Origin of the sequence: Pseudomonas sp. 5P_5.1_Bac1, assembly GCF_025466015.1 — a bacterium.
Lineage (GTDB): Bacteria > Pseudomonadota > Gammaproteobacteria > Pseudomonadales > Pseudomonadaceae > Aquipseudomonas.
On the sequence record NZ_JANLNX010000001.1, the window covers coordinates 38,898 to 57,591 of the forward strand.

25 protein-coding genes and 1 pseudogene are annotated in these 18,694 nt (G+C 62.5%); 11 read left to right on the top strand and 15 right to left on the bottom strand.

All coding sequences use genetic code 11. The features are described from left to right. Positions 1-82 precede the first annotated feature (82 nt). From NTD82_RS00180 to NTD82_RS00190, 3 genes are read right to left on the bottom strand one after another with little or no spacing between them, the layout of a single operon-like run. Positions 83-1,510 (bottom strand): hypothetical protein, encoded by a 1,428-nt coding sequence (locus NTD82_RS00180; RefSeq protein WP_262127346.1) that lies wholly within the window; start codon positions 1,508-1,510, stop codon positions 83-85. A gap of 15 nt (positions 1,511-1,525) precedes the next feature. Beyond that, positions 1,526-2,986 carry a DUF4105 domain-containing protein gene (locus NTD82_RS00185; RefSeq protein ID WP_262127347.1) on the bottom strand — a complete coding sequence of 487 codons (1,461 nt, stop codon included), beginning with the start codon at positions 2,984-2,986 and terminating at the stop codon, positions 1,526-1,528. Then, positions 2,983-3,873: a PEGA domain-containing protein gene (locus NTD82_RS00190; RefSeq protein ID WP_262127348.1), complete on the bottom strand. Its 891-nt coding sequence runs from the start codon at positions 3,871-3,873 to the stop codon at positions 2,983-2,985. The genes NTD82_RS00185 and NTD82_RS00190 overlap by 4 nt, the downstream gene beginning before the upstream one ends. Between NTD82_RS00190 and NTD82_RS00195 the strand changes: the two genes are divergently transcribed. Both NTD82_RS00195 and NTD82_RS00200 read left to right on the top strand, forming a co-directional pair. Continuing rightward, positions 3,872-4,072 (top strand): hypothetical protein, encoded by a 201-nt coding sequence (locus NTD82_RS00195; protein ID WP_262127349.1) that lies wholly within the window; start codon positions 3,872-3,874, stop codon positions 4,070-4,072. The two genes, NTD82_RS00190 and NTD82_RS00195, sit on opposite strands and share 2 nt — an antisense overlap. 98 nt (positions 4,073-4,170) lie before the next feature. Continuing rightward, positions 4,171-4,965: an alpha/beta hydrolase gene (locus NTD82_RS00200; protein ID WP_262127350.1), complete on the top strand. Its 795-nt coding sequence runs from the start codon at positions 4,171-4,173 to the stop codon at positions 4,963-4,965. On the opposite strand, the gene NTD82_RS00205 is transcribed toward NTD82_RS00200, so the two are convergent. Next, a complete protein-coding gene (locus NTD82_RS00205; RefSeq protein ID WP_262127351.1) occupies positions 4,944-5,642 on the bottom strand; it encodes a metallophosphoesterase in 699 nt (232 codons plus the stop codon). The genes NTD82_RS00200 and NTD82_RS00205 overlap by 22 nt on opposite strands. A gap of 86 nt (positions 5,643-5,728) precedes the next feature. Between NTD82_RS00205 and NTD82_RS00210 the strand changes: the two genes are divergently transcribed. Further along, positions 5,729-6,226, top strand: coding sequence for a DUF3016 domain-containing protein (locus NTD82_RS00210; protein ID WP_262127352.1), 498 nt, complete (start codon positions 5,729-5,731; stop codon positions 6,224-6,226). Positions 6,227-6,313: 87 nt separating this feature from the next. Beyond that, positions 6,314-6,541 (top strand): hypothetical protein, encoded by a 228-nt coding sequence (locus tag NTD82_RS00215; protein WP_095153568.1) that lies wholly within the window; start codon positions 6,314-6,316, stop codon positions 6,539-6,541. Positions 6,542-6,553: 12 nt separating this feature from the next. On the opposite strand, the gene NTD82_RS00220 is transcribed toward NTD82_RS00215, so the two are convergent. Continuing rightward, complete coding sequence (locus tag NTD82_RS00220; RefSeq protein ID WP_177454387.1) at positions 6,554-6,727, bottom strand: hypothetical protein; 174 nt, start codon at positions 6,725-6,727, stop codon at positions 6,554-6,556. 54 nt (positions 6,728-6,781) lie between these two features. Further along, entirely contained in the window at positions 6,782-7,288 is a 507-nt protein-coding gene (locus NTD82_RS00225; protein WP_262127354.1) for a GNAT family N-acetyltransferase, read from the bottom strand. 205 nt (positions 7,289-7,493) lie between these two features. Between NTD82_RS00225 and NTD82_RS00230 the strand changes: the two genes are divergently transcribed. Beyond that, the gene (locus tag NTD82_RS00230) at positions 7,494-7,778 is read left to right on the top strand and encodes a hypothetical protein (RefSeq protein ID WP_095153570.1); all 285 of its coding nucleotides are present in this window, start codon (positions 7,494-7,496) and stop codon (positions 7,776-7,778) included. Between the two features lie 4 nt (positions 7,779-7,782). Here the strand turns inward: NTD82_RS00230 and NTD82_RS00235 are convergent, their stop codons facing one another. Then, the gene (locus NTD82_RS00235; RefSeq protein WP_218241179.1) at positions 7,783-8,133 is read right to left on the bottom strand and encodes an SH3 domain-containing protein; all 351 of its coding nucleotides are present in this window, start codon (positions 8,131-8,133) and stop codon (positions 7,783-7,785) included. 34 nt (positions 8,134-8,167) lie between these two features. After that, complete coding sequence (locus tag NTD82_RS00240; protein WP_262127355.1) at positions 8,168-9,250, bottom strand: PDZ domain-containing protein; 1,083 nt, start codon at positions 9,248-9,250, stop codon at positions 8,168-8,170. Positions 9,251-9,416: 166 nt separating this feature from the next. Here NTD82_RS00240 and NTD82_RS00245 point away from each other — a divergent pair, with 166 nt between their 5' ends. Continuing rightward, a complete protein-coding gene (locus NTD82_RS00245) occupies positions 9,417-9,743 on the top strand; it encodes a DUF2388 domain-containing protein (RefSeq protein ID WP_262127356.1) in 327 nt (108 codons plus the stop codon). 2 nt (positions 9,744-9,745) lie between these two features. Here NTD82_RS00245 and NTD82_RS00250 read toward each other — a convergent pair whose 3' ends face one another. From NTD82_RS00250 to NTD82_RS00260, 3 genes are all read right to left on the bottom strand, one after another. Next, positions 9,746-10,120 carry a hypothetical protein gene (locus NTD82_RS00250; RefSeq protein WP_262127357.1) on the bottom strand — a complete coding sequence of 125 codons (375 nt, stop codon included), beginning with the start codon at positions 10,118-10,120 and terminating at the stop codon, positions 9,746-9,748. Between the two features lie 69 nt (positions 10,121-10,189). Further along, on the bottom strand, positions 10,190-10,366 hold the full coding sequence (locus NTD82_RS00255) for a hypothetical protein (protein WP_262127358.1): 177 nt from the start codon (positions 10,364-10,366) through the stop codon (positions 10,190-10,192). Between the two features lie 116 nt (positions 10,367-10,482). Then, complete coding sequence (locus NTD82_RS00260; protein WP_159985193.1) at positions 10,483-10,644, bottom strand: hypothetical protein; 162 nt, start codon at positions 10,642-10,644, stop codon at positions 10,483-10,485. Positions 10,645-10,750: 106 nt separating this feature from the next. Between NTD82_RS00260 and NTD82_RS29120 the strand changes: the two are divergent. The 3 genes and pseudogenes from NTD82_RS29120 (at position 10,751) to NTD82_RS00270 (ending at position 14,075) form a co-directional block, all read left to right on the top strand. Continuing rightward, positions 10,751-11,101 (top strand): annotated as a pseudogene (locus NTD82_RS29120) (integrase). Between the two features lie 32 nt (positions 11,102-11,133). Then, entirely contained in the window at positions 11,134-12,720 is a 1,587-nt protein-coding gene (locus tag NTD82_RS00265; protein WP_262127359.1) for an ABC-F family ATPase, read from the top strand. A gap of 164 nt (positions 12,721-12,884) precedes the next feature. Then, positions 12,885-14,075 (top strand): MFS transporter, encoded by a 1,191-nt coding sequence (locus NTD82_RS00270; RefSeq protein WP_262127360.1) that lies wholly within the window; start codon positions 12,885-12,887, stop codon positions 14,073-14,075. Here NTD82_RS00270 and NTD82_RS00275 read toward each other — a convergent pair. Both NTD82_RS00275 and NTD82_RS00280 read right to left on the bottom strand, forming a co-directional pair. Beyond that, the gene (locus NTD82_RS00275) at positions 14,069-15,100 is read right to left on the bottom strand and encodes an alpha/beta hydrolase family protein (RefSeq protein ID WP_262127361.1); all 1,032 of its coding nucleotides are present in this window, start codon (positions 15,098-15,100) and stop codon (positions 14,069-14,071) included. The genes NTD82_RS00270 and NTD82_RS00275 overlap by 7 nt on opposite strands. Before the next feature lie 134 nt (positions 15,101-15,234). Next, complete coding sequence (locus NTD82_RS00280) at positions 15,235-15,846, bottom strand: FMN-dependent NADH-azoreductase (RefSeq protein ID WP_262127362.1); 612 nt, start codon at positions 15,844-15,846, stop codon at positions 15,235-15,237. A gap of 119 nt (positions 15,847-15,965) precedes the next feature. Here NTD82_RS00280 and NTD82_RS00285 point away from each other — a divergent pair, with 119 nt between their 5' ends. After that, the gene (locus NTD82_RS00285; protein WP_262127363.1) at positions 15,966-16,874 is read left to right on the top strand and encodes a LysR substrate-binding domain-containing protein; all 909 of its coding nucleotides are present in this window, start codon (positions 15,966-15,968) and stop codon (positions 16,872-16,874) included. Further along, positions 16,867-17,229, top strand: a complete 363-nt coding sequence (locus NTD82_RS00290) for an MmcQ/YjbR family DNA-binding protein (protein ID WP_262127365.1) — start codon at positions 16,867-16,869, stop codon at positions 17,227-17,229. The genes NTD82_RS00285 and NTD82_RS00290 overlap by 8 nt, the downstream gene beginning before the upstream one ends. A gap of 21 nt (positions 17,230-17,250) precedes the next feature. Here the strand turns inward: NTD82_RS00290 and NTD82_RS00295 are convergent, their stop codons facing one another. Beyond that, complete coding sequence (locus NTD82_RS00295) at positions 17,251-17,625, bottom strand: DUF1294 domain-containing protein (RefSeq protein WP_262127366.1); 375 nt, start codon at positions 17,623-17,625, stop codon at positions 17,251-17,253. Beyond that, the gene (locus NTD82_RS00300; protein WP_262127367.1) at positions 17,625-18,455 is read right to left on the bottom strand and encodes an undecaprenyl-diphosphate phosphatase; all 831 of its coding nucleotides are present in this window, start codon (positions 18,453-18,455) and stop codon (positions 17,625-17,627) included. The genes NTD82_RS00295 and NTD82_RS00300 overlap by 1 nt, the downstream gene beginning before the upstream one ends. Positions 18,456-18,694 lie beyond the last annotated feature (239 nt).

An 18,694-nucleotide genomic window follows, 5' to 3' on the forward strand; every position in this document is an offset into this window, starting at 1 on the left:
ATGTGAACTGACGGAATAGGCAACAAGATAGCCGGTTTGCAGTTCATTGCTGCACGGATTGCAGCAATGAACAGTTGAACCCTTACTGTTTGTCCTGGCCGGTGTAGGGAATGTCGCAACGCCCGCTGGAGAAGGCCTTGCAGATATAGGAGCGACGCGGGGTGACCATGTTGTAGCGTTTGGCGACGTCATAGTCGCCCGGTCCTACACCGTGACCGCACTGGTAGGCCTGCCATTGCTGGCCTTTGATCACCGGGCCACCGACAGTCGGCGTGCCGCCCGAGCAACGCTGCCGCGCAAGGGCACTTTCCACGGTGGGCTCGTCGACCAGCGTCTGATTGTCCAGGGCGCCATTGCATTCCCACATTTTGCTTTTCTCGGATTGGCGGCAGATCGCCAGCGCCTCCTCTTGCACTGCGCCCCACTGGCTCTTCTGGCCGCCTGCGTCAGTAGATGAGGTGCCGCCTTTCTTGCCCGGCGCCGTGCTCGATCCGCCCGAGCTGGAACCCGCACCAGAATGTCCGGCACCGCCACTGCCCTGCTCGGTCTGCGCACTCGCGACCTGCTGGCCCGCGCCACTGGTGCCGTCCTTGAGGCAATACGCCGCGCCGGAACCGGCGGTGACCGTGGTGCCATTGGGATTGCGGGCAGGCGACGAACCGGCCGGGCATTCTTCGCGCCACGTCGGCAGCGTTACGTGCTGCGGCACGTACTGGACGATCTGCGGCTGCGGCCGGCTACTGGCGGAGTTGCTGGCAGCGGCCGCTGCCGTGGCTTGATCCTGCCGGGCCTGTTGGCGGGCTTCGGCCTGCAACCGCGACTGTTCCTGCGCATCGGCGCGGGCCTGCTGTTGCTGTTGCTGCTGGCGTTGTTGCAGCTCGCGCTGCTGGGCGCGCAGGTTTTCCCGCTCCTGCGCCTGGCGGCTCTGGTCCTCGCGGATACCTTGCACAGCGGAGTTGAAGTTGCTTGCGTCGGAGCCCTGGGAATAGCTGTCGCGCTGGATTGCAGCCATCAACTGGGCCTGGCGCTCCGGCGACAACTGCCCGCCACCGCCCAGCGCAAGCCCGGCGGCCATCGCCGCGTATTTGTTGCGCTGGTCCTGGGCTGCACGCTCCTCGGCCAGTTCCTGGGCACGGACGGCCCGTTCCTCGGCAATCCGGTCGGCTTCTTCCGCTTCCTTCTGCTCGCGCCGGGAACGTGCCTCGGAGGCGACCAATTCCTGCTCCATCTGCAGGTTGTCGCGGGTCAGTTGCAGTGCGGCCTTGTCCTGGGCGTTCTTCGCCACGCGCTTGGCCTGGGCGATGTATTTCTCGGCGCAGTCGAAACTCTGTTGCTGAACGCAGGCGTTGGCCTTGGCATTGCGTTCGAGGAAGTCCTGATGGTCCAGCTCATCGAGTTGCGCGAGCTGGTCGAGCATCTGCTGTTGCTCGGCGGTGGAAGCGGCCATCGCCGGCGCTACCGCCGACAGGCAGAGCGCAAGGGCAAATCCGCGGGTTGTTCTTGTAAGCATGGGCTGTCCTGCCGGCTAGGGGCGAAGTTGTCGGAGAAATACGATGTTGTCGAGGGTGTCTGCCCGGTAACGGGTCAGGCGGTTCAATTGTTGCCACTGTTCGCTGCCGTCGTCCGCGACCGTCAACATGGCCTCGGTCAGCAGGCGGCGGGCCTGTTCTGAGCGGCACTGCGCGGCGAACGCGGGAAGATCAATGAAGCGGTCGGCACTGTCGGGAATACCCGAGGTGCGCCGTGGCGGGCCGATGCGTTGGCGCAACGGGCGCAGGAAACAGGCTTCGAAGATCTCACCATGGGCCGGGTCCAGCACCGTGGCCCGTGCCGAGAAATCCTGCCGACGCAGGTACTGCGCCGCCTGCCCAAGCAGCAGCCGCTGGCTGCTGAACAAGGCGTACTCCTCCAGCATCAACTGTGCGTCGAGGGCGCGCGATTCCGCCGTCAGGCGCTCGGCGTAGGCCGGGTCTTGCAGCGCAGTGCGGCGGATCTGTGGCGCAATCTCGATGTAGTCCCGCAGGCTGGAAAACCCCTCGCCGGGCATGTGCTGCCGAACGCGGGACAGCGCCTCGTCGTAGAACGGCCGGGTGCTGGAGAAGTAGAAACCGTCATGCTCCGCCTGCTCCAGCGAGGCCAGCGCGGCGCCTTCGGCCAACGGGCTGTCACGAAGTGCGGCGAACAGGGTGTCCGGGCGCAGGAAACGCTCGGCCATGTCTGGATTCTCGGCGTACTCGCGCCAGGTCGCGCGCAGCGCTTGCTGCAGCAGGGTCGCGCAGTTGCGGGTGAAAAAGTCGTAGCTGCCGGAAAACTGCCAATGGATCTGCGCCATGTCGCGCACCAGCGCCTGTCGCTGCCCGGCATCCAGGCGCAACGGCAGGGAATACAGCTCGCGGAACTCACCGATGGCGTACTGCTCGTAGCTGTCCATGAAGCGGCTGGCGAACAGGCGAGCCTGGTATTCGCCGCCCAGCGCCTTGAGCACATCGAGGGTGAAGTCGTCGACATGGGCCTGGAAACTCAGGACCAGGTGCTCCGCAAGGTTGCTGTCGCAACTGGCCGGCGAGCTGTCCGCAGCGGGGCAAACCACCAGGCGCAGCGCCACATGGCCGAAGCGCGAGGCCGGGCTCGGGCTGTTGCCGGCAAACAGCAAGTGCACCGCGCTGACCCGCGCCGGATCGATCCAGACCACCCGCACGCCCTCGTCCGGCGTCTGCACGGCAAACGGCACGCTCGCCGCGCACGGCGCCGGCGCTGCTGCGGCAACGCCCTGGCGCAGAAACCACGCGGCGTAAAGCGGCTGGCGACAGGCATAGGCCGGATCGTGTTGGTAGCGTTGCAACTGGTGTTGGTAGTCCGCAGACGAAGGCGCCGCTGCGCCGGTCGCCACGGCGGAAACCGCGGCGAAATCCGGGTCTACCGCCTGTGGCTTGAGCGCACAGCCCGACAGCGCGAGCACCGCGAGCAGGACAAGCAGCGGCCTCATTGGCTGGCGAGGACCGCTTCCTGGCGTTGCGCCGCGCGGGCGATCATCGAGTCAGGGTTGCCGAAGGTCGCGGGGCGCATGACCGCTTCGCTGCGGATGCGCATTTGCCGGCTGGTGACGCTGGGGCTTTCGATGACGCCGATAAACAGCGAGGTGGGCACCAGGGTGGTACTGGAGGTGAACATGCCCGGGTCGTTGAAGTTGTAGTGCTTCACGTCATTGAAGAAGCCGTTGGCCTGCAATTGCTGGTTCAGCGAGGTGTCCTTGGCCCGCTGGCGCCAGGCGGCGGCCTTGACCGGGTCCTGAGGGACACCATTGCCGGACTGGTAGGCATTGGCGACAGCGTACATGGCAGCCACATCACCACCGCTAGCGCGTTGCACGGTGGCGAGGAATTCGTCCTGGGCGACCTTGAGTTTTGCCTGGGTCGCCATGGTTCGCCAGTGCTCGGCCTTGGTCGGGCTCTTGTCCACGCCCTGCCCCGCGTCATACAGCGCGGCCATGGCGTTCATCGAATCGACGTCGCCGTTCTGCGCCGACTCCAGCACTTGCGCGGCGTTCGCCTGGGCCTTGGCCTTCACCGCGCCGGCGGTGAGTTTCGGCGCCGACAGTTCGGCGTCCACCGATTGCGGGCGACCGTCCACCAGGGTGACTTGTTTCTCGAAAACCTGTTCCTTGTCGCTGCCTACCGTCTTGACCACACGCACTTGGTAAGTACCCGCCGGCATCGCGGTAATGACCGGGCAATTGCCCACCGCGTTGTTATCAATCGATACGACCGCATCGCTATCTTCATCAGCGCACGTCACGCGCAGCAGGCTGTCCGCGTGGGCGAACGAACTTGCCAGCATTGCCACACAGGCAAACTGTTTGATTGCGAACTTCATGCTGCTCCCCGAAATGAAAAAGACCCTGACGGCCCCGGTTTTATTGGATTTTGGCGGAGCATCGCACTGGCTAATAGCACTTGGCTACATATTTCGTAACAACGCTGAAAAAGCCATCAAACCTATTGAAAACACAGAATCTCTGGCGGCGGCAATTTGGCGAAAAAGTTGTTGGAACAGTCAAACTTTTCGGGTTTGATTTCTTCGTTTCGGGTGGCACTTGCGTACAAAATCCGTTTGCGAGCGCGGTCAGGTTTTGTTACTTGTCTGGAACAAGAACCTGAATCGGAACGCCCTATGTCGCCTGTTACAACGGAAGTCTTCTGGATCGAAACCCCGCAGGGTCGCCTGTTCGCCCGGCGCTGGTTCGCCACTCCCAACGTCTCGGACAAACCGGTCATCGTGCTGTTTCATGACTCGCTGGGCTCGGTCGAACTGTGGCGCGACTTCCCGCAGCAACTGTGCGACGCCACCGGGCTGGACGTTGTGGCTTATGACCGGCTCGGCTTCGGCCAGTCGGCGCCTTATCCGGGCCACCTGCCGCTGACCTTCATCCAGGACGAAGCCGAGCGCTTCTTCCCGCAACTGCGTGAAGCGCTGGGCATCGAGCGCTTCATTGCCTTCGGTCACAGCGTCGGCGGGGCCATGGCCAGCCACTGCGCCGCAAACAACCCACGCGATTGCCTGGCGCTGATCACCGAATCGGCCCAGGCCTTCGTCGAGGACCGTACGTTGCAAGGCATCCGCACCGCCAAGCAACAGTTCCAGGCGCCCGGTCAACTGGAGCGACTGGGCAAATACCACGGCGACAAGGCGCAGTGGGTGCTGGATGCCTGGACCGAAACCTGGCTGTCGGCGGCTTTCAGCAACTGGACCCTGAAACACAGCGTGGGCTCCGTGCACTGTCCGCTGCTGGCACTGCACGGCGATCTGGACGAATACGGCTCGGTGCTGCACCCGCAACGTATCGCCGCGCTGGCCGGAGACCGCGGCGAAGCGGTGATTCTCGAAGGCTGCCACCACGTGCCGCACCGCGAGGACTCGGCGCGGGTTCTTGCCAAGGTCATCGACTATCTGGGGCGGATCGGCTGAGCGATTTCCAGCGTGGCCAGGTCCAGCAAGGTGAAATGCCCCTTGGACCAGCCACCGGTGTCGATATGCCAGACATTGCCCAGCACCCGTACCGCCTGCTGCGGCGTGTGCCCCACCAGCAAGGCGCGCAGGCCCTCGACACCGCGCGCGTCTTCATCGCGCAAGCGCTGCCGCGACCATTGGCAGACCTCCTGCACCTTCGCTGGCACCGGCGTCTGCTCCAGCAGCGGCAACAGGTCTCGCCAGCGCAGGCACGGACAATCGGCGTGGAGGATGCCGACCGGGCCTTGCGCGGTGTCGACTTCCAGCGCCAGCGGCAGCAACGCGAAACCCTCGCCGAAATGCGCTTGCCGCGCCGGGGCCAGATCGAGAAACCAGGCACCGCCGGCAGCCCGGTACATCGCGTAATCCAGCCACTCGCCACGCACATGCGATAACGCCAGGGCTTCGTGATTACCTTGCACGGCGTGAAACCAAGGCTGCGCCAGCCACTCCAGGACCTCTTCGCACTCAGGCCCGCGATCGACGAGATCACCGACGCTGAACAGCCGGTCCCGCGCCGGGTCGAAATCCACCGCCTCCAGCGCCTCGCGCAGGCGGGAAAAATGCCCATGCACATCACCGACGGCCAAGTCCCGCCCAAGTGGATTGCGCGCTACACGAACAACAGTGTTCATCGCCTCTCTCCTGCTCCATCCGAGGATCACGGGCGTACAATAAACGCGGCTGCGCTTCGCAGTCCTGCGCTCCCGGAGGTGTCATCATGCGCCTGGCCCTGACTTTCGCCACCCTCGTCATGCTGGCTTTAAACAGCATGGCCTACGCGGCCTCGCCGAGTGTCCAGGTCAACTTCATCCAGCCGGAGAAATTCCGCGACGCCAGCCTCAGAAGCAACGGCTACGAGCGCGGCGCCGACGAACAGGTCATGAAAGCACTGCGCAGTTATCTGGAATCCCTTGGCACGCGCTATCTGACTGCCGGACAGACGTTGCGCATCGATATCCGCGATATCGACCTGGCCGGACGCTACGAACCCTGGCAAACCAACGCCAACTCGGTGCGCTTCATGCGCGACATCACCTGGCCAAGCATCGACCTTCACTACACCCTGCAACAACAGGGGCAGATAGTGAAGCAGGCCGACGTGCGAGTGGACGACAAGTTCTACCTGCAACGCCCCGGGCGGGTAGGCACAAGTGATCAGTTGTATTCGGAAAAGGCGATGCTCAACGATTGGTTTCGTAACCTGGTCAAGCCCTGACGCAGCGCGGTTGCGTGCCGACGGCTGGCACCCGGCCAGTTCACCAGGGTGCTGCTACACTGAATTCGCTTACAGGAGGAATGAGTCATGTCCGACAAAGACATCAAAACCCTGCTGACCGTCATCAACCATCGGCAAGACAAGCTGGCCAGTGCCTGCAAGGACATTGCCGACTGGATCGACCGTCAAGGCGATGACCCGGTAGCCGGCAAGATCCGCGAAAGCCTGCGGGCTGTCGAGGCTGACGAAGTGCTGGTCAAACGCACCCTGACGAGCCTGCAACTGGAGCGACCGCTACCGCGCTTCCGCCCCTAGACTGAGGGTTGCTCACCAGTCCTCGTGATCCTCGTCGTCCAGCACATCGAGGCCGTATTCCTCGTCTTCGTCCTCGACGTCGTCGAACATCGGGTCGGCCTGGGTTTCGCGTTCGTCATCGTCATGAAATTCATGGTCGAGCAGGTGGTCATGCTCGGGTTCGTGAATATCGTCTTCATCATGCATGGGAAGTTTCCTGCTGCGGGTACGGATTGACCGCGCCTGTATAGGCCGTCGCTGTCATGCCGTCAACGGCGTGTGGTCTGCCGGCAACAACGATTGCTTCATCTGCACCAGCGCCACGCGATGGCCGGCCGGGTCCTGACGCTCCTCGATGCCGAACGGCACGAAGCCCAGTGCCGGGTAGAGCAACAAGCCGGCGGTGTTGTGATTGAAGCAGGACACTTTCATTTCCCGCGCCTGATGCCGACTGCGCGCCACCTCGATCATCTGCTGAACCAGGTAACGTGCCACGCCCCGTCCACGCGCGGCGGGCGAGACCAGCACATTACCCAGCGAGCAGGTGCCGCCCTGCTCCCACTGGTAGAAGTTGGCGAACGCCAGCACCTCGTCGCCCTCGACCACCACCGATGAGTCGCTGCGCTGCGCGATGGCCGCGGTCATTTGCTCGGGCGTCACCGGAAACGTGCACTTGGGAAAGAAGAAAAACGCCTCGTCGGCGGTCTGGGCGAAGCGGCACACGGTTGGGATATCGCTGGCCTGCACGGGGCGGAAACTCAAGGTCACAGCTAGTTGCCTCAAGACGGATGGCTAGGTGCCACGGCAAGTCAGTTAACTACAGCGGCGAAGCCCTGTAAACGCTGGGCAATTGATCTGCGCCGCTCTATCACAGGCAATTCGCGACTAGTGTAAGACCATGCGCCAATGTCATTACGTCAGCGCTAATGATAATATTTCGCAATTCAAGGACGTTCAGCCTACAGGCAGGGACATGCAGGACAAGTACGAGATTCACTATGTAAAGAACGGCCTGAAGAAGGTCGTCGTTACCGATCGCAACGGCATGAGCTGGCTGGAAGCCTGGAAAGCCGCGCTGCTGATCGACGGCGCCTGCGTCGGCGCCACCGTGGGCCTGCGCTGCATCACTGACGCCATCGCCCGCGCCGAAGAAAATGGCATCAGCAAAGTGCGCTGGAACAAGGCCAGCCACACTGCCTCCTGGAGCGAACGTGCGCGGATGAACGAGAGCAAGCTGCTGGTCAAACAACTCGATTGAGGCGTCAGTCGCCGTCGGCCCGCAGATTGCGTAGCGGTACCCAGCCGGATTCGGCGTGCCGATCACACCAGACCCAACCATTGAGTTGCCGTCCGCCCAGCAACCGCTGGCCCACCTCGACCTCCAGCTCCCGCGCCGTGTAATCCTCCCGCGCCACGCCCTGTCCCGGCGCCAGCATCCGGATCACCTGCGCCGGCACCCAACCGCCACGCTGCCCTGCGGTTTCGCAGAAATACCAGTGTTCCCAACCTTCATCGCCCTCATAGGCCTCGCCCACCTGCAGCGAGGTACCCTCCGTGAAGGTGATGGGTTCGGGGAACTCGCTGCGATGGGGCTCCATAACAATGAATTTCAACCAGGCCTCCTTGCCTTGGCGACGGGCCTGCGTGTCAGGGCTGCCAGAGGATCTTCACGCTGGTGGAGTTGGTGGCCAGGAACGCAGGGTGCTTGCGCGAATTTTCTTCGGCTTCGAGGAAGGTGTTTGCATTGCCGATGCCCTGGCTGCAGATGCCGAACGCCTCCTTGACCGTCTCGGGATTCACGCCCTGGCTCAGCAGGTACTGCTTGAACTGCTGACCCACCGCTTTTCCGCGCTCGGCGGCATTGCTGACCGTTGCGCCCGGCAAGGCGAATGGCGTGCTCAACCAGTAACTACCGCCGCCGGGGATGAGTGTGCCGGGCATCGCCATGGCATAGCAGTAGATAAGCGAACCCGTCGCCGCGTAAATCGGCGGTGGCTGGGTGCCTGCCAAGGTCGCGACAAGGGTGATGCTGCTGCGGTTGCGCCATAGTTTCAGGGTCACCGGAGTGCCCGCCTTGTTCGAGGCAAGGTAGGCGATCAACTGGGTGGTCTGGTCGAACACCTGGCCATTGATGGACTGGATCACGTCTGCGGCCTTGATCCCGGCTTGAGCCGCAGCACTTCCCGGGATGACACCGGTTACCAGCACGCCGTGGCTGTCGGGCAAGCCCAGGTCCCGAACCAGGACGTCGTGCAGCTTGTCGGCAGGAAGCAACGAGGCACCCAGCCAGCCCCTTCCGGACGTTGGCGGAGCGACATTGACGGTAAGTGGCGCCCCATTTGCAGTGGACGCCGTATTGGTGGCAGGCACCGTATTTACAGCCGGTGCCGGTGCCACTGTCGCAGCGACTTGGGCCTCGGCCGGACAGCCTTTTTCCGCCTTGACCTGGCGGATGGCTTCCAGCGCCGTCGGCACGATATTGTGCTCGCCGGGCTCGCCCAGATTGGTTCTCAGCGCCCCGTCGGTGACGTCCAATTGTCGACAATCCTGCCCCCTGTACATGTCCTTGAGGGGGGTCAGGTGGTCGATAGGCTCCGGATCATCCGGCGTATAGGCGGCCTGGGCCAGGGTCAGGCCGATGCCCGCGGGATCGAGCATGCAGCCATGCAGGCTGGACAATGCCGCCCCAACGGCCAGTAGCCGAACACCTTTTACCAGCAGATTCGCCATGTTCCTTGCCCCGCACGCGATGATTGTCACAGAACGATAATGGCAAGATGCCTTATGTCAATCCGTTTGCGGTGAAATACCCCAAATGGCCGGCCGTATTGTTTCTCGCGAGCCTCCGCCTTGCTATGGTGATGCCCCTCGATAGCAACCCAGGACGCGGCACGGAATGGACTCATGGAAAACGCTGATCATCGCCACCCTGGTAATGCTCAGTCCTCAAGCCCTGGCGGATGAGAACAAGGGCTCGTACGACAGGTCGATGCTGCTGGTACTGCTCTCCCCAACCTTCCTCGTTTCAGGAACCACCGGGCTTAGCGAACTGGCGGTGCACAACTTCAAGCCTGCCAAGGCCGATGCCCTCGCCTTCATCGGCTCAAGTGGAGAAATCCGGGGGGCGCAGTTCGAACAAGCGACTCGCTACTACCACGCGGCCTACGCCCCGCCACACATGACCGACGAGCAACTTGCGCTGGCAATCGCAACAACGTTTTGAACTTACTCGGCAAACGACTCTGGCTGGGCAACCTTCAGGTATAGAAAGCACCCTCTATGCATGTCGTCGGTGAATTTATCGGCGACTGCCATTTTCTTCTCTTTCGTGCTTTCTATGGGGTAGTCTTCGGCCATCTTGGTGAACTTTCCCCTCATCTTTTCATGGATATCGGAATACGCTTCATAGGCATATGACAGCGGCGTACCCATTTGCCTGCTGTACATGATAGCGGCAGCATCCATCGCCCCTGCCTCGCAGAAATTCCGCTCAGCCGCATTGAACTGGATGACGTCGCCCTTCATATACCAGGACCACGCATTGGTACACGTCATGAGGGCGGCACCGGCCAACACTACGGATACCCTGTTGATCTTCATGATGTGGTCCTTCACTGCAAAACCGCGATGCTAGCAGACTGAATTACTCAAGGAGCACCAGCATCTTCCCTACACTTTCCGAAGCCTGGAGGCCATGTTCCAGAGCGACACGGCAAGCACCAAATAAATCGGCGTTGCCGCCAAGTACCAATGGTTTTCGGTGAACCCCTTCCAGACAACCACGGCGCCGGACAAGGCCGACAGCACTGCTCCAACGGTGAACGCCCAATACTTAACCTTACTCATCCATTCCTCCTATAGGCCAGGGCGCGACGGTATCAGGGAGAGGGGTGAACCACAAATGAGCGACTCTCATTAGCGATGATGCGGGCGCAACATTCCAGTGAAAGCCCTTTCCATAGTTAGCTTACAACTCGACCTGCCGGATCAATAACCCGGGCAAACGGATACTTCGCCCTCAACCGAGAAAGCTCCTGCATACATCCCATTTCGGAGCCATAGGTTTTAGTTTGCCACTGCTGATTTGCAGAGGATTTGTACTGCGCTTGATAGTTAGTCGACATGGGAGCGTCCTTGGCAAAAGGCTTGTATAGCACAAAGCCTCGATCCCCCGTTCCACCCCATACTGAAAGCTAAATAATGCGCCTGAGGGATGCAACGCTGCACCGCATGACCTCCAAGTCGGCGGGCCTGGTCAGCCCTTTCGTGCTTCAACCGAGCAAAGGTGGGCTGTGGATCAACGAGCCAGGTGTTACAATCCGCGCCTTCAAATCAGCGCTCAAGGCGCTGAGCATCCGTGAACGCCGTCAGTAAGACACCCGCCACACCTACGCAACCACGTGCCTGATGGCCGCGATGAACCCTGGGCTCATCGCGAATCAGCTTGGGCACAGCGTCTGGATGTTGCCTTCTACCTACGCGAAATGGATCAGCTCCTCGTCTGACTGGAGGGAGCTGGAGAAGCTGCCGCCTAGCGTCGAATTGGCCCAAGATTGGCCCAACGCTGACACGAGCGACTAAATACACCTCTGGAACCCCCGCAGGACAAGCACTTGATTTCTACCGCTAATATCACCATGCAGTTCGGCGCCAAACCTCTGTTCGAGAACGTCTCGGTCAAGTTCAACAACGGCAATCGCTACGGCCTGATCGGCGCCAACGGCTGTGGCAAGTCCACCTTCATGAAGATTCTCGGTGGCGATCTGGAGCCGAGCGGCGGCCAGGTCATGCTCGAGCCGAACACCCGCCTCGGCAAGCTGCGCCAGGATCAGTTCGCCTACGAGGAGTTCACCGTGATCGACACGGTGATCATGGGCCACGAGGAGCTGTGGAAGGTCAAGGCCGAGCGCGATCGCATCTATTCGCTGCCGGAAATGACCGAGGAAGACGGCATGGCCGTCGCCGAGCTGGAAACCGAATTCGCCGAGATGGACGGCTACACCGCCGAATCCCGCGCCGGTGAGCTGCTGCTGGGCCTGGGTATTCCGCTGGAACAGCATTTCGGTCCGATGAGCGAAGTCGCTCCAGGCTGGAAGCTGCGGGTGTTGCTGGCCCAGGCGCTGTTCTCCAATCCGGAAGTGCTGCTGCTCGACGAACCAACCAACCACCTGGACATCAACACCATCCGTTGGCTGGAAAGCATCCTCACGGCGCGTAACAGCACCATGATCATCATTTCCCACGACCGTCACTTCCTGAACAGCGTCTGCACCCACATGGCCGACCTGGACTACGGCGAGCTGCGCCTGTTCCCGGGCAACTATGACGAGTACATGACCGCCGCGACCCAGTCCCGCGAGCAGTTGCTGTCGGACAACGCCAAGAAGAAAGCCCAGATCGCCGAGCTGCAGACCTTCGTCAGCCGCTTCTCGGCCAACGCCTCGAAAGCCAAGCAGGCCACCTCCCGCGCCAAGCAGATCGACAAGATCCAGCTGGCCGAGGTCAAGCCGTCGAGCCGGGTCAGTCCGTTCATTCGTTTCGAACAGACCAAGAAGCTGCACCGCCAGGCCGTGACCCTGGAGAAAGTCTCCAAGGGCTTCGACGGCAAGCCGCTGTTCAAGGACTTCAGCTTCACCATCGAAGCCGGCGAGCGCGTCGCGATCATCGGCCCGAACGGTATCGGCAAGACCACCCTGCTGCGCACCCTGGTCGGTGAAATGACCCCGGATGCCGGTGCGGTGAAATGGACCGAAAGCGCCGAAGTCGGTTACTACGCCCAGGACCATGCCCACGACTTCGAAGACGATGTCAGCCTGTTCGACTGGATGGGCCAGTGGACCCAGGGCGAACAAGTGATCCGTGGCACCCTCGGCCGCATGCTGTTCTCCAACGACGAGATCCTCAAGTCGGTGAAGGTGATCTCCGGGGGTGAACAGGGCCGCATGCTGTTCGGCAAGCTGATCCTGCAAAAACCCAACGTGCTGGTGATGGACGAACCGACCAACCACCTGGACATGGAATCCATCGAGGCGCTGAACCTGGCGCTGGAGAACTATCCGGGCACGCTGGTATTCGTCAGCCACGACCGCGAGTTCGTTTCGTCGCTGGCAACCCGCATCATCGAGCTGAGCGCCACCGGCGTGGTGGACTTCAGCGGCACCTACGACAATTACCTGCGCAGCCAGGGCGTCGTGGTCTGATCCTCGCTTAGCGGTAATACAGCGGGCCGGCCCGTCCCATACAGCGGGAACGGGCCGGCCCGCTGTTGTTTTCGGCTGCCGATTCATTCGTTAGCCTGCTTTCTTTTCTTCCCGCCTGCCGCCATGATGTAACGCTTCAACCGCTTGCCTGCGAACGAAACCCCATGCCTGCTTCACCCTCCGCGACGCCCACAACGCCCTCGGTCACCCTGCAGATCCTGTCGATCGTTTTCTACACCTTCATTGCCTTCCTCTGCATCGGCCTGCCGATCGCGGTACTGCCGGGCCATGTCCACGATGTGCTGGGCTACAGCGCGATAATCGCCGGCCTGACCATCGGCATCCAATACCTGGCGACCCTGCTCAGCCGGCCGATGGCCGGGCGCCTTGCCGACAGCCTCGGCACCCGCCGCACCATCGCCTATGGCCTGGCCGGGATAGGCGTCAGCGGCCTGTTGACCTGGGGCTCCGAGCTGTTGGTCAGTGTGCCGTTGGCGAGCCTGACCCTGCTGCTGGTGGCGCGCGTGCTGCTGGGCATCGCCCAGGGTTTGATCGGCGTCGGCACGCTGAGCTGGGGCATTGGACAGGTGGGCGCCGAACACACGGCGCGGGTGATTTCCTGGAATGGCATCGCTTCCTACGGCGCGATCGCCATCGGTGCGCCAGTCGGCGTGTTGCTGGCGCAGGAAACCGGCTTCTACAGCATCGGCCTGGCGTTGACCGCGTTGGCCGTGTTGGCGCTTTTGGTGATTCGCACCCAGCCATCGCTGCCCGTCATGCGCGGTGAACGCCTGCCGTTCTGGGCTGCGTTCGCTCGCGTGGCGCCGTGCGGGGTGGCGCTGACCCTGGCCTCCATCGGCTACGGCACCCTGACCACCTTCGTCACGCTCTTCTACCTGGAGCGCGGCTGGACCGGCGCGGCCTGGTGCCTGAGCGCCTTCGGCGTGTGCTTTATCGTTTCCCGATTGATGTTTGTGAATGCCGTCAACCAGTGGGGCGGCTACCGCGTAGCGATTGCATGCATGGCGGTGGAGACGCTCGGCCTGACGCTGCTGTGGCTGGCACCGTCGCCGCTGTTGGCGCTGCTCGGTGCGGGGCTGACCGGCTTCGGGCTGTCGCTGGTGTACCCGGCGCTGGGGGTCGAGGCGATCAAGCAAGTGCCGCCGACCAGTCGCGGGGCCGGGCTGAGCGCTTATGCAGTGTTCTTCGATCTCGCCCTGGCGATCGCCGGGCCGGTGATGGGTGCGGTCGCGGCCCATCTGGGTTACGCCTGGATTTTCTGTGTGGCGGCGCTGCTGTCGCTGCTGGGCGTCGGCCTGACCCTGACGCTGCTACGCCGCTCGCCCCCTCACTGATCGGCGGTATGCAGTCCCGCGCGACTGGGCACGCCCAGCGCGCGATTGAAGAAGTGCGACGTTTCGGACTGTAACGACAGGTGAATACCCACCCGATCAACGCCGTCGGCATCGGTACATAGCGCCGCCATGCGCTCGCGCTGGGCTGCGTCACAGGGCGACATGAAGACGAAATGCCCAGCGCCGGCCAGCCGCCGGTAGTTGGGCGTGACCGGCAGCTTGCGCGCCAGGGCCTCGGCGTTCTTGTCGATGGCCAGCAACTGGTCGTGGTCACCGCTGTAGATCAATGACGGCACCTTCACCTCGGCCAGCGCTTGGCGACCGAACATCAGGCTCAACGGCGCCATCAGCACCAGGGCCCTCACCCGCGGATCGGCCTCGGGCAACAAATCGTCGCGGTCAGCGACCAGTTCGCCGTGGCGTGTGCAGGCGTCAGCATCCAGCGGACGTTCCTCACAGTAACGTTTCAGTCGCTGAAGATCGGGACGTGCTCCGGAAAGAATCAATGCGGTTTCGGCACCCGCCGAATACCCGATCATGCCCACCTGTTCGCCGCTGACATAGGGCGCCAGCAGTGCGTCCTCCAGCGTGGCGCTGATCGCAGCGCTGATTTGCAGCGGACGGCCATAGAGGTTGCTCAGGGTGCCGAGTCGGCTGTGGTCCTTGGCGTTGTCGCCGGGATGGACCGCCGCAACCACCACGAAGCCGCGCCGCGCCAGGGCGCTGGCCAGGTCATGCAAGGCCAGGGGCGTGCCGGTGTTGCCGTGGGACAAGGCGAGCAAGGGAAAACGGCCCATCACCACCGGTGCTTCGGCGGCGACATTGAGGCGATAACCGTCGATCCGGCGCCAGTGCGCCAAGCCGCTCGAGGGGTAGAACACCAGCACCTGCATGGGCTGGCCGTCCAGCGGATCGGGAATGCTCATGCGGTGCAGGCCGACGTTCCACTGTTGCGCCGGCTCGGCCTGCACCACAAGGCTGCAGCACAACGCACCGAGCACCAACAACGTCCGAAGAACCTGCATTTGCTTTCACCTTGACCCAATGGCGATGACCCGCCTAATGCAAAGCATAGAGCGGGCCACATTGGTGCAGATGAAAGCTCGATGAAACTCCTGACAGCCAGGGCGGGCATCTACTGCCCGCGAAGGCCGGAGACTCAGGCCGCGGCGAACAGGTCGTTGGCGATCTGAGCCTGGGCAGCCTGCAGCGCATTGTTGCGTGGCTCGTCGCCGTAGGCCAGACCGTGGGCGCGGACGAATTCGATGTCGGTGATGCCGATGAAACCGAGGAACACCTTGAGGAAATCTTCATGGCCGACACCAGTAGGCTGACCGACATGCAGACCGCCCGCGGTGGAGACCACGATCACTTTCTTGTTACCGCACAGGCCTTCCGGGCCGGTTTCGGTGTAGCGGAAGGTCTTGCCGGCGACAGCAATGCGGTCGATCCAGGCCTTGAGCTGGCTGGCGATGCTGAAGTTGTACATCGGCGCGCCGATCACCACGGCGTCAGCGTCGAGAAACTCCTGCAGGGTATCGGCGCTCAGATTGGCTTCGTGGGCCAGAGCGGCGTCGCGTGCTTCTTCCGGAGTGCCCGCGGCCAGCAGGGTGGCGGAGGAGAAATGGCTGATGGCATCGGCGGCCAGGTCACGGTAGACCACCTGGACCGATGGCTCGGCGGCTTGCCAGGCCTGGACCACTTGCTGGCTCAGTTGGCGCGAAGCGGAGTTGTCGCCGAGGATGCTGGAATCGATGTGCAACAGTTTCATGGGGCTCTCCTGAATGAGGACCACTGGTCGGCGGTCACGATGGAGACAATCCTAACGGCACAACCAATAGCTGATAAGCTCGCAAAATTGCGTTAGTTCGTCCCACTGATGGAACAATCATGCAAGACCTCAATGACCTGTTCTACTTTGCCCGCGTGGTTGAAGCTGGTGGCTTCGCCGCCGCCGGGCGCCAACTGGGGATTCCCAAGTCGCGATTGTCGCGGCGGATCGCCGAACTGGAAGAGCGCCTCGGTACCCGCTTGCTGCAACGCACCACCCGGCAACTGAAGCTGACCGCCGTGGGCGAGCGCTACCTGCGCCACTGCCAGGCGATGCTGCTGGAGGCGGAAATGGCCGACGAAGCGGTCGCCAGCATGACCAGCGAACCGCGAGGACGATTGCGCGTGTCCAGCCCGGTGGGCCTGGCCCACGCCTTTCTGCCGGAGGTGATCACCCGCTTCCTGGCGCTGTACCCGCACGTGCAACTGGAAATGGTCCTGGTCAACCGCCGTGTCGACCTGATCAACGAAGGCATCGATGTCGCCCTGCGCGTGCGCGACCTGGGCGATGAAGACCCGGCACTGGTCACCCGCCGCCTCAACCGCGCGCAGATGCAACTGGTAGCCTCCCCCGACTTTGCCCGCCAGCACCCGGTCCAGCACCCGAACGAATTGGCCGTGCTACCAGTCCTCGGCGCGGTAGAGGCCGACCGGCTGGTGCACCTGCGCCTGATGGACAAGGACGGCCAGCGTGAAGAGCTGAGCCTGGAAGCCCGCCTGGGGATCGACGATTTTGTCGTACGCAAGGCCGCGGTGCTCGCCGGCCTGGGCTTCACCGCCCTGCCCTTGCTGCACTGCGAAGCCGAACTGGCCAGCGGCGAGCTGGTGCGCCTGTTGCCGGACTGGTCGATGCCCAGCGGTTACCTGCAAGCGGTCTATCCGCATCGGCGCGGCGTACTGCCGGCGGTGCGGGCGTGGATCGACCATCTGGTCGCTTCTTTCGAGGAATGTGGAGAGCGTTATGTCTGAAAAGACCCTGAATCAAGAACAGGTCGCGGAATTCTGCCTGACGCTGCCTGGCGCGCGGGAAGACTATAAATGGGGCGGCGTGCGGGTGTTTTCCGTGGCCGGCAACAAGATGTTCGCAGTGCTCGACCTGGCGGGTGCGGGGCTGTCGTTCAAGGTCGACAAGGACCTGTTCCTCGGCTACGTCGATATTCCCGGGGTTCGTCCGGCGCCGTATCTGGCCAGGGCGCACTGGATCAGCGTCGCCCCGCCCTACGCATTGGGACGCGAGACGCTTGAGGACATGTTGAGGCGGTCGCACCAGTTGGTGGTGAAGAAGTTGCCGAAGCGGCTGCAGGTGGGGTTGTTGCTGGATTGAACCGGGGCGTTGAGGCGGCGGCTAGAAGATATGCCGCCATTGGCCCAGAAACAGCACATCGACCCACACCACCTGGTGCACCAGCACGATCAGCCAGAACACCACTTGATAGGACAGCTTGCGCGTCTTGTGTCGCCACAGTTGCTGCGCCACCAGCGCGCCCGGCCAGCCGCCGAGCAGTTCGCTGAGATGCAACAGCTTTTCCGGAATACGCTGGCCCTGCACTTGCGCCTGGCGCTTGTCGTGCCAGTAGAGCCCGGCACACACCAGGCTCGCCGCTATATACAGCAGCGCGGGCAACCAGAACTGTTCGGCGAGGCCCGTTTTCAGGGCCCCGCCCAGCGGCAGCAGGCAGAGCATGGCGAACGCCAGCAGCTTGAGCCGTGGATAGCGCATCAGCCGTGGGCCACCGACCAGTCGACCACACCGAAGGCCCAGGTCCCGAGGATCACCAGGCCGAAGACGATGCGGTACCAGGCGAACGCCGCGTAGCTGTGGCTGGCGATGAACTTGAGCAGGCCACGCACGGCGATCATGGCGAAGATGAACGAGACCACGAAGCCGATGGCGAAGACCATGAAGTCGTCCGGCTGGAACAAGTCACGGTATTTGTAGCCGGAGTACACCGCGGCGCCGACCATGGTTGGCATCGCCAGGAAGAACGAGAACTCGGTGGCCGCCTTGCGCGACAGGCCGAACAGCAGGCCGCCGATGATGGTCGAGCCGGAACGCGAAGTCCCCGGAATCATCGCCAGGCACTGGGCGCAGCCGATTTTCAGGGCGTCGGTCCAGTGCATGTTGTCCACCTCGGCAACACGGATCACATGCTCGCGACGCTCGGCCCAGAGCATGATCACGCCGCCCACCACCAGCGCCGCGGCCACGGTGATCGGGTTGAACAGGTATTCGTGGATCAGATCGGCGAAGGCCACGCCCAGCACCACAGCGGGCATGAAGGCGATCAGCAGGTTGACGGTGAAGCGCTGTGCCTCACGCTGGCGCGGCAGGCCCACCACCACGTCGATGATCTTGCGGCGAAACTCCCACACCACCGCCAGGATCGCACCCAGTTGAATGATGATGTTGAAGGCCATGGCCCGTTCACCGCCGAAGTTGATCAAGTCGGCCACGACTATCTGGTGGCCCGTACTGGAAATCGGCAAAAACTCTGTCAGACCCTCGACGATGCCGAGAATCACTGCCTGCATGGCGGTCCAAAAATCCATCATTCCCCCGTAAGGCGATGCGCGTGGCATGCCCCGTTCTAGTTTTCGATACGCTTTGGTTTTTCAAGGCCCAGGCATGCGACGGCGACCATAAAACGGAAACGGCCACATTAATCGCGACATACCCTTCAGATTTGGCGCAGAAAGGCCGAAATCCTATCAGACCTGTGGGATAAACGCTGCCCGGTCGTACTAATGGAGCCAGCCGAATCAACCACTTAGCCATTGGTCGAGTAGGT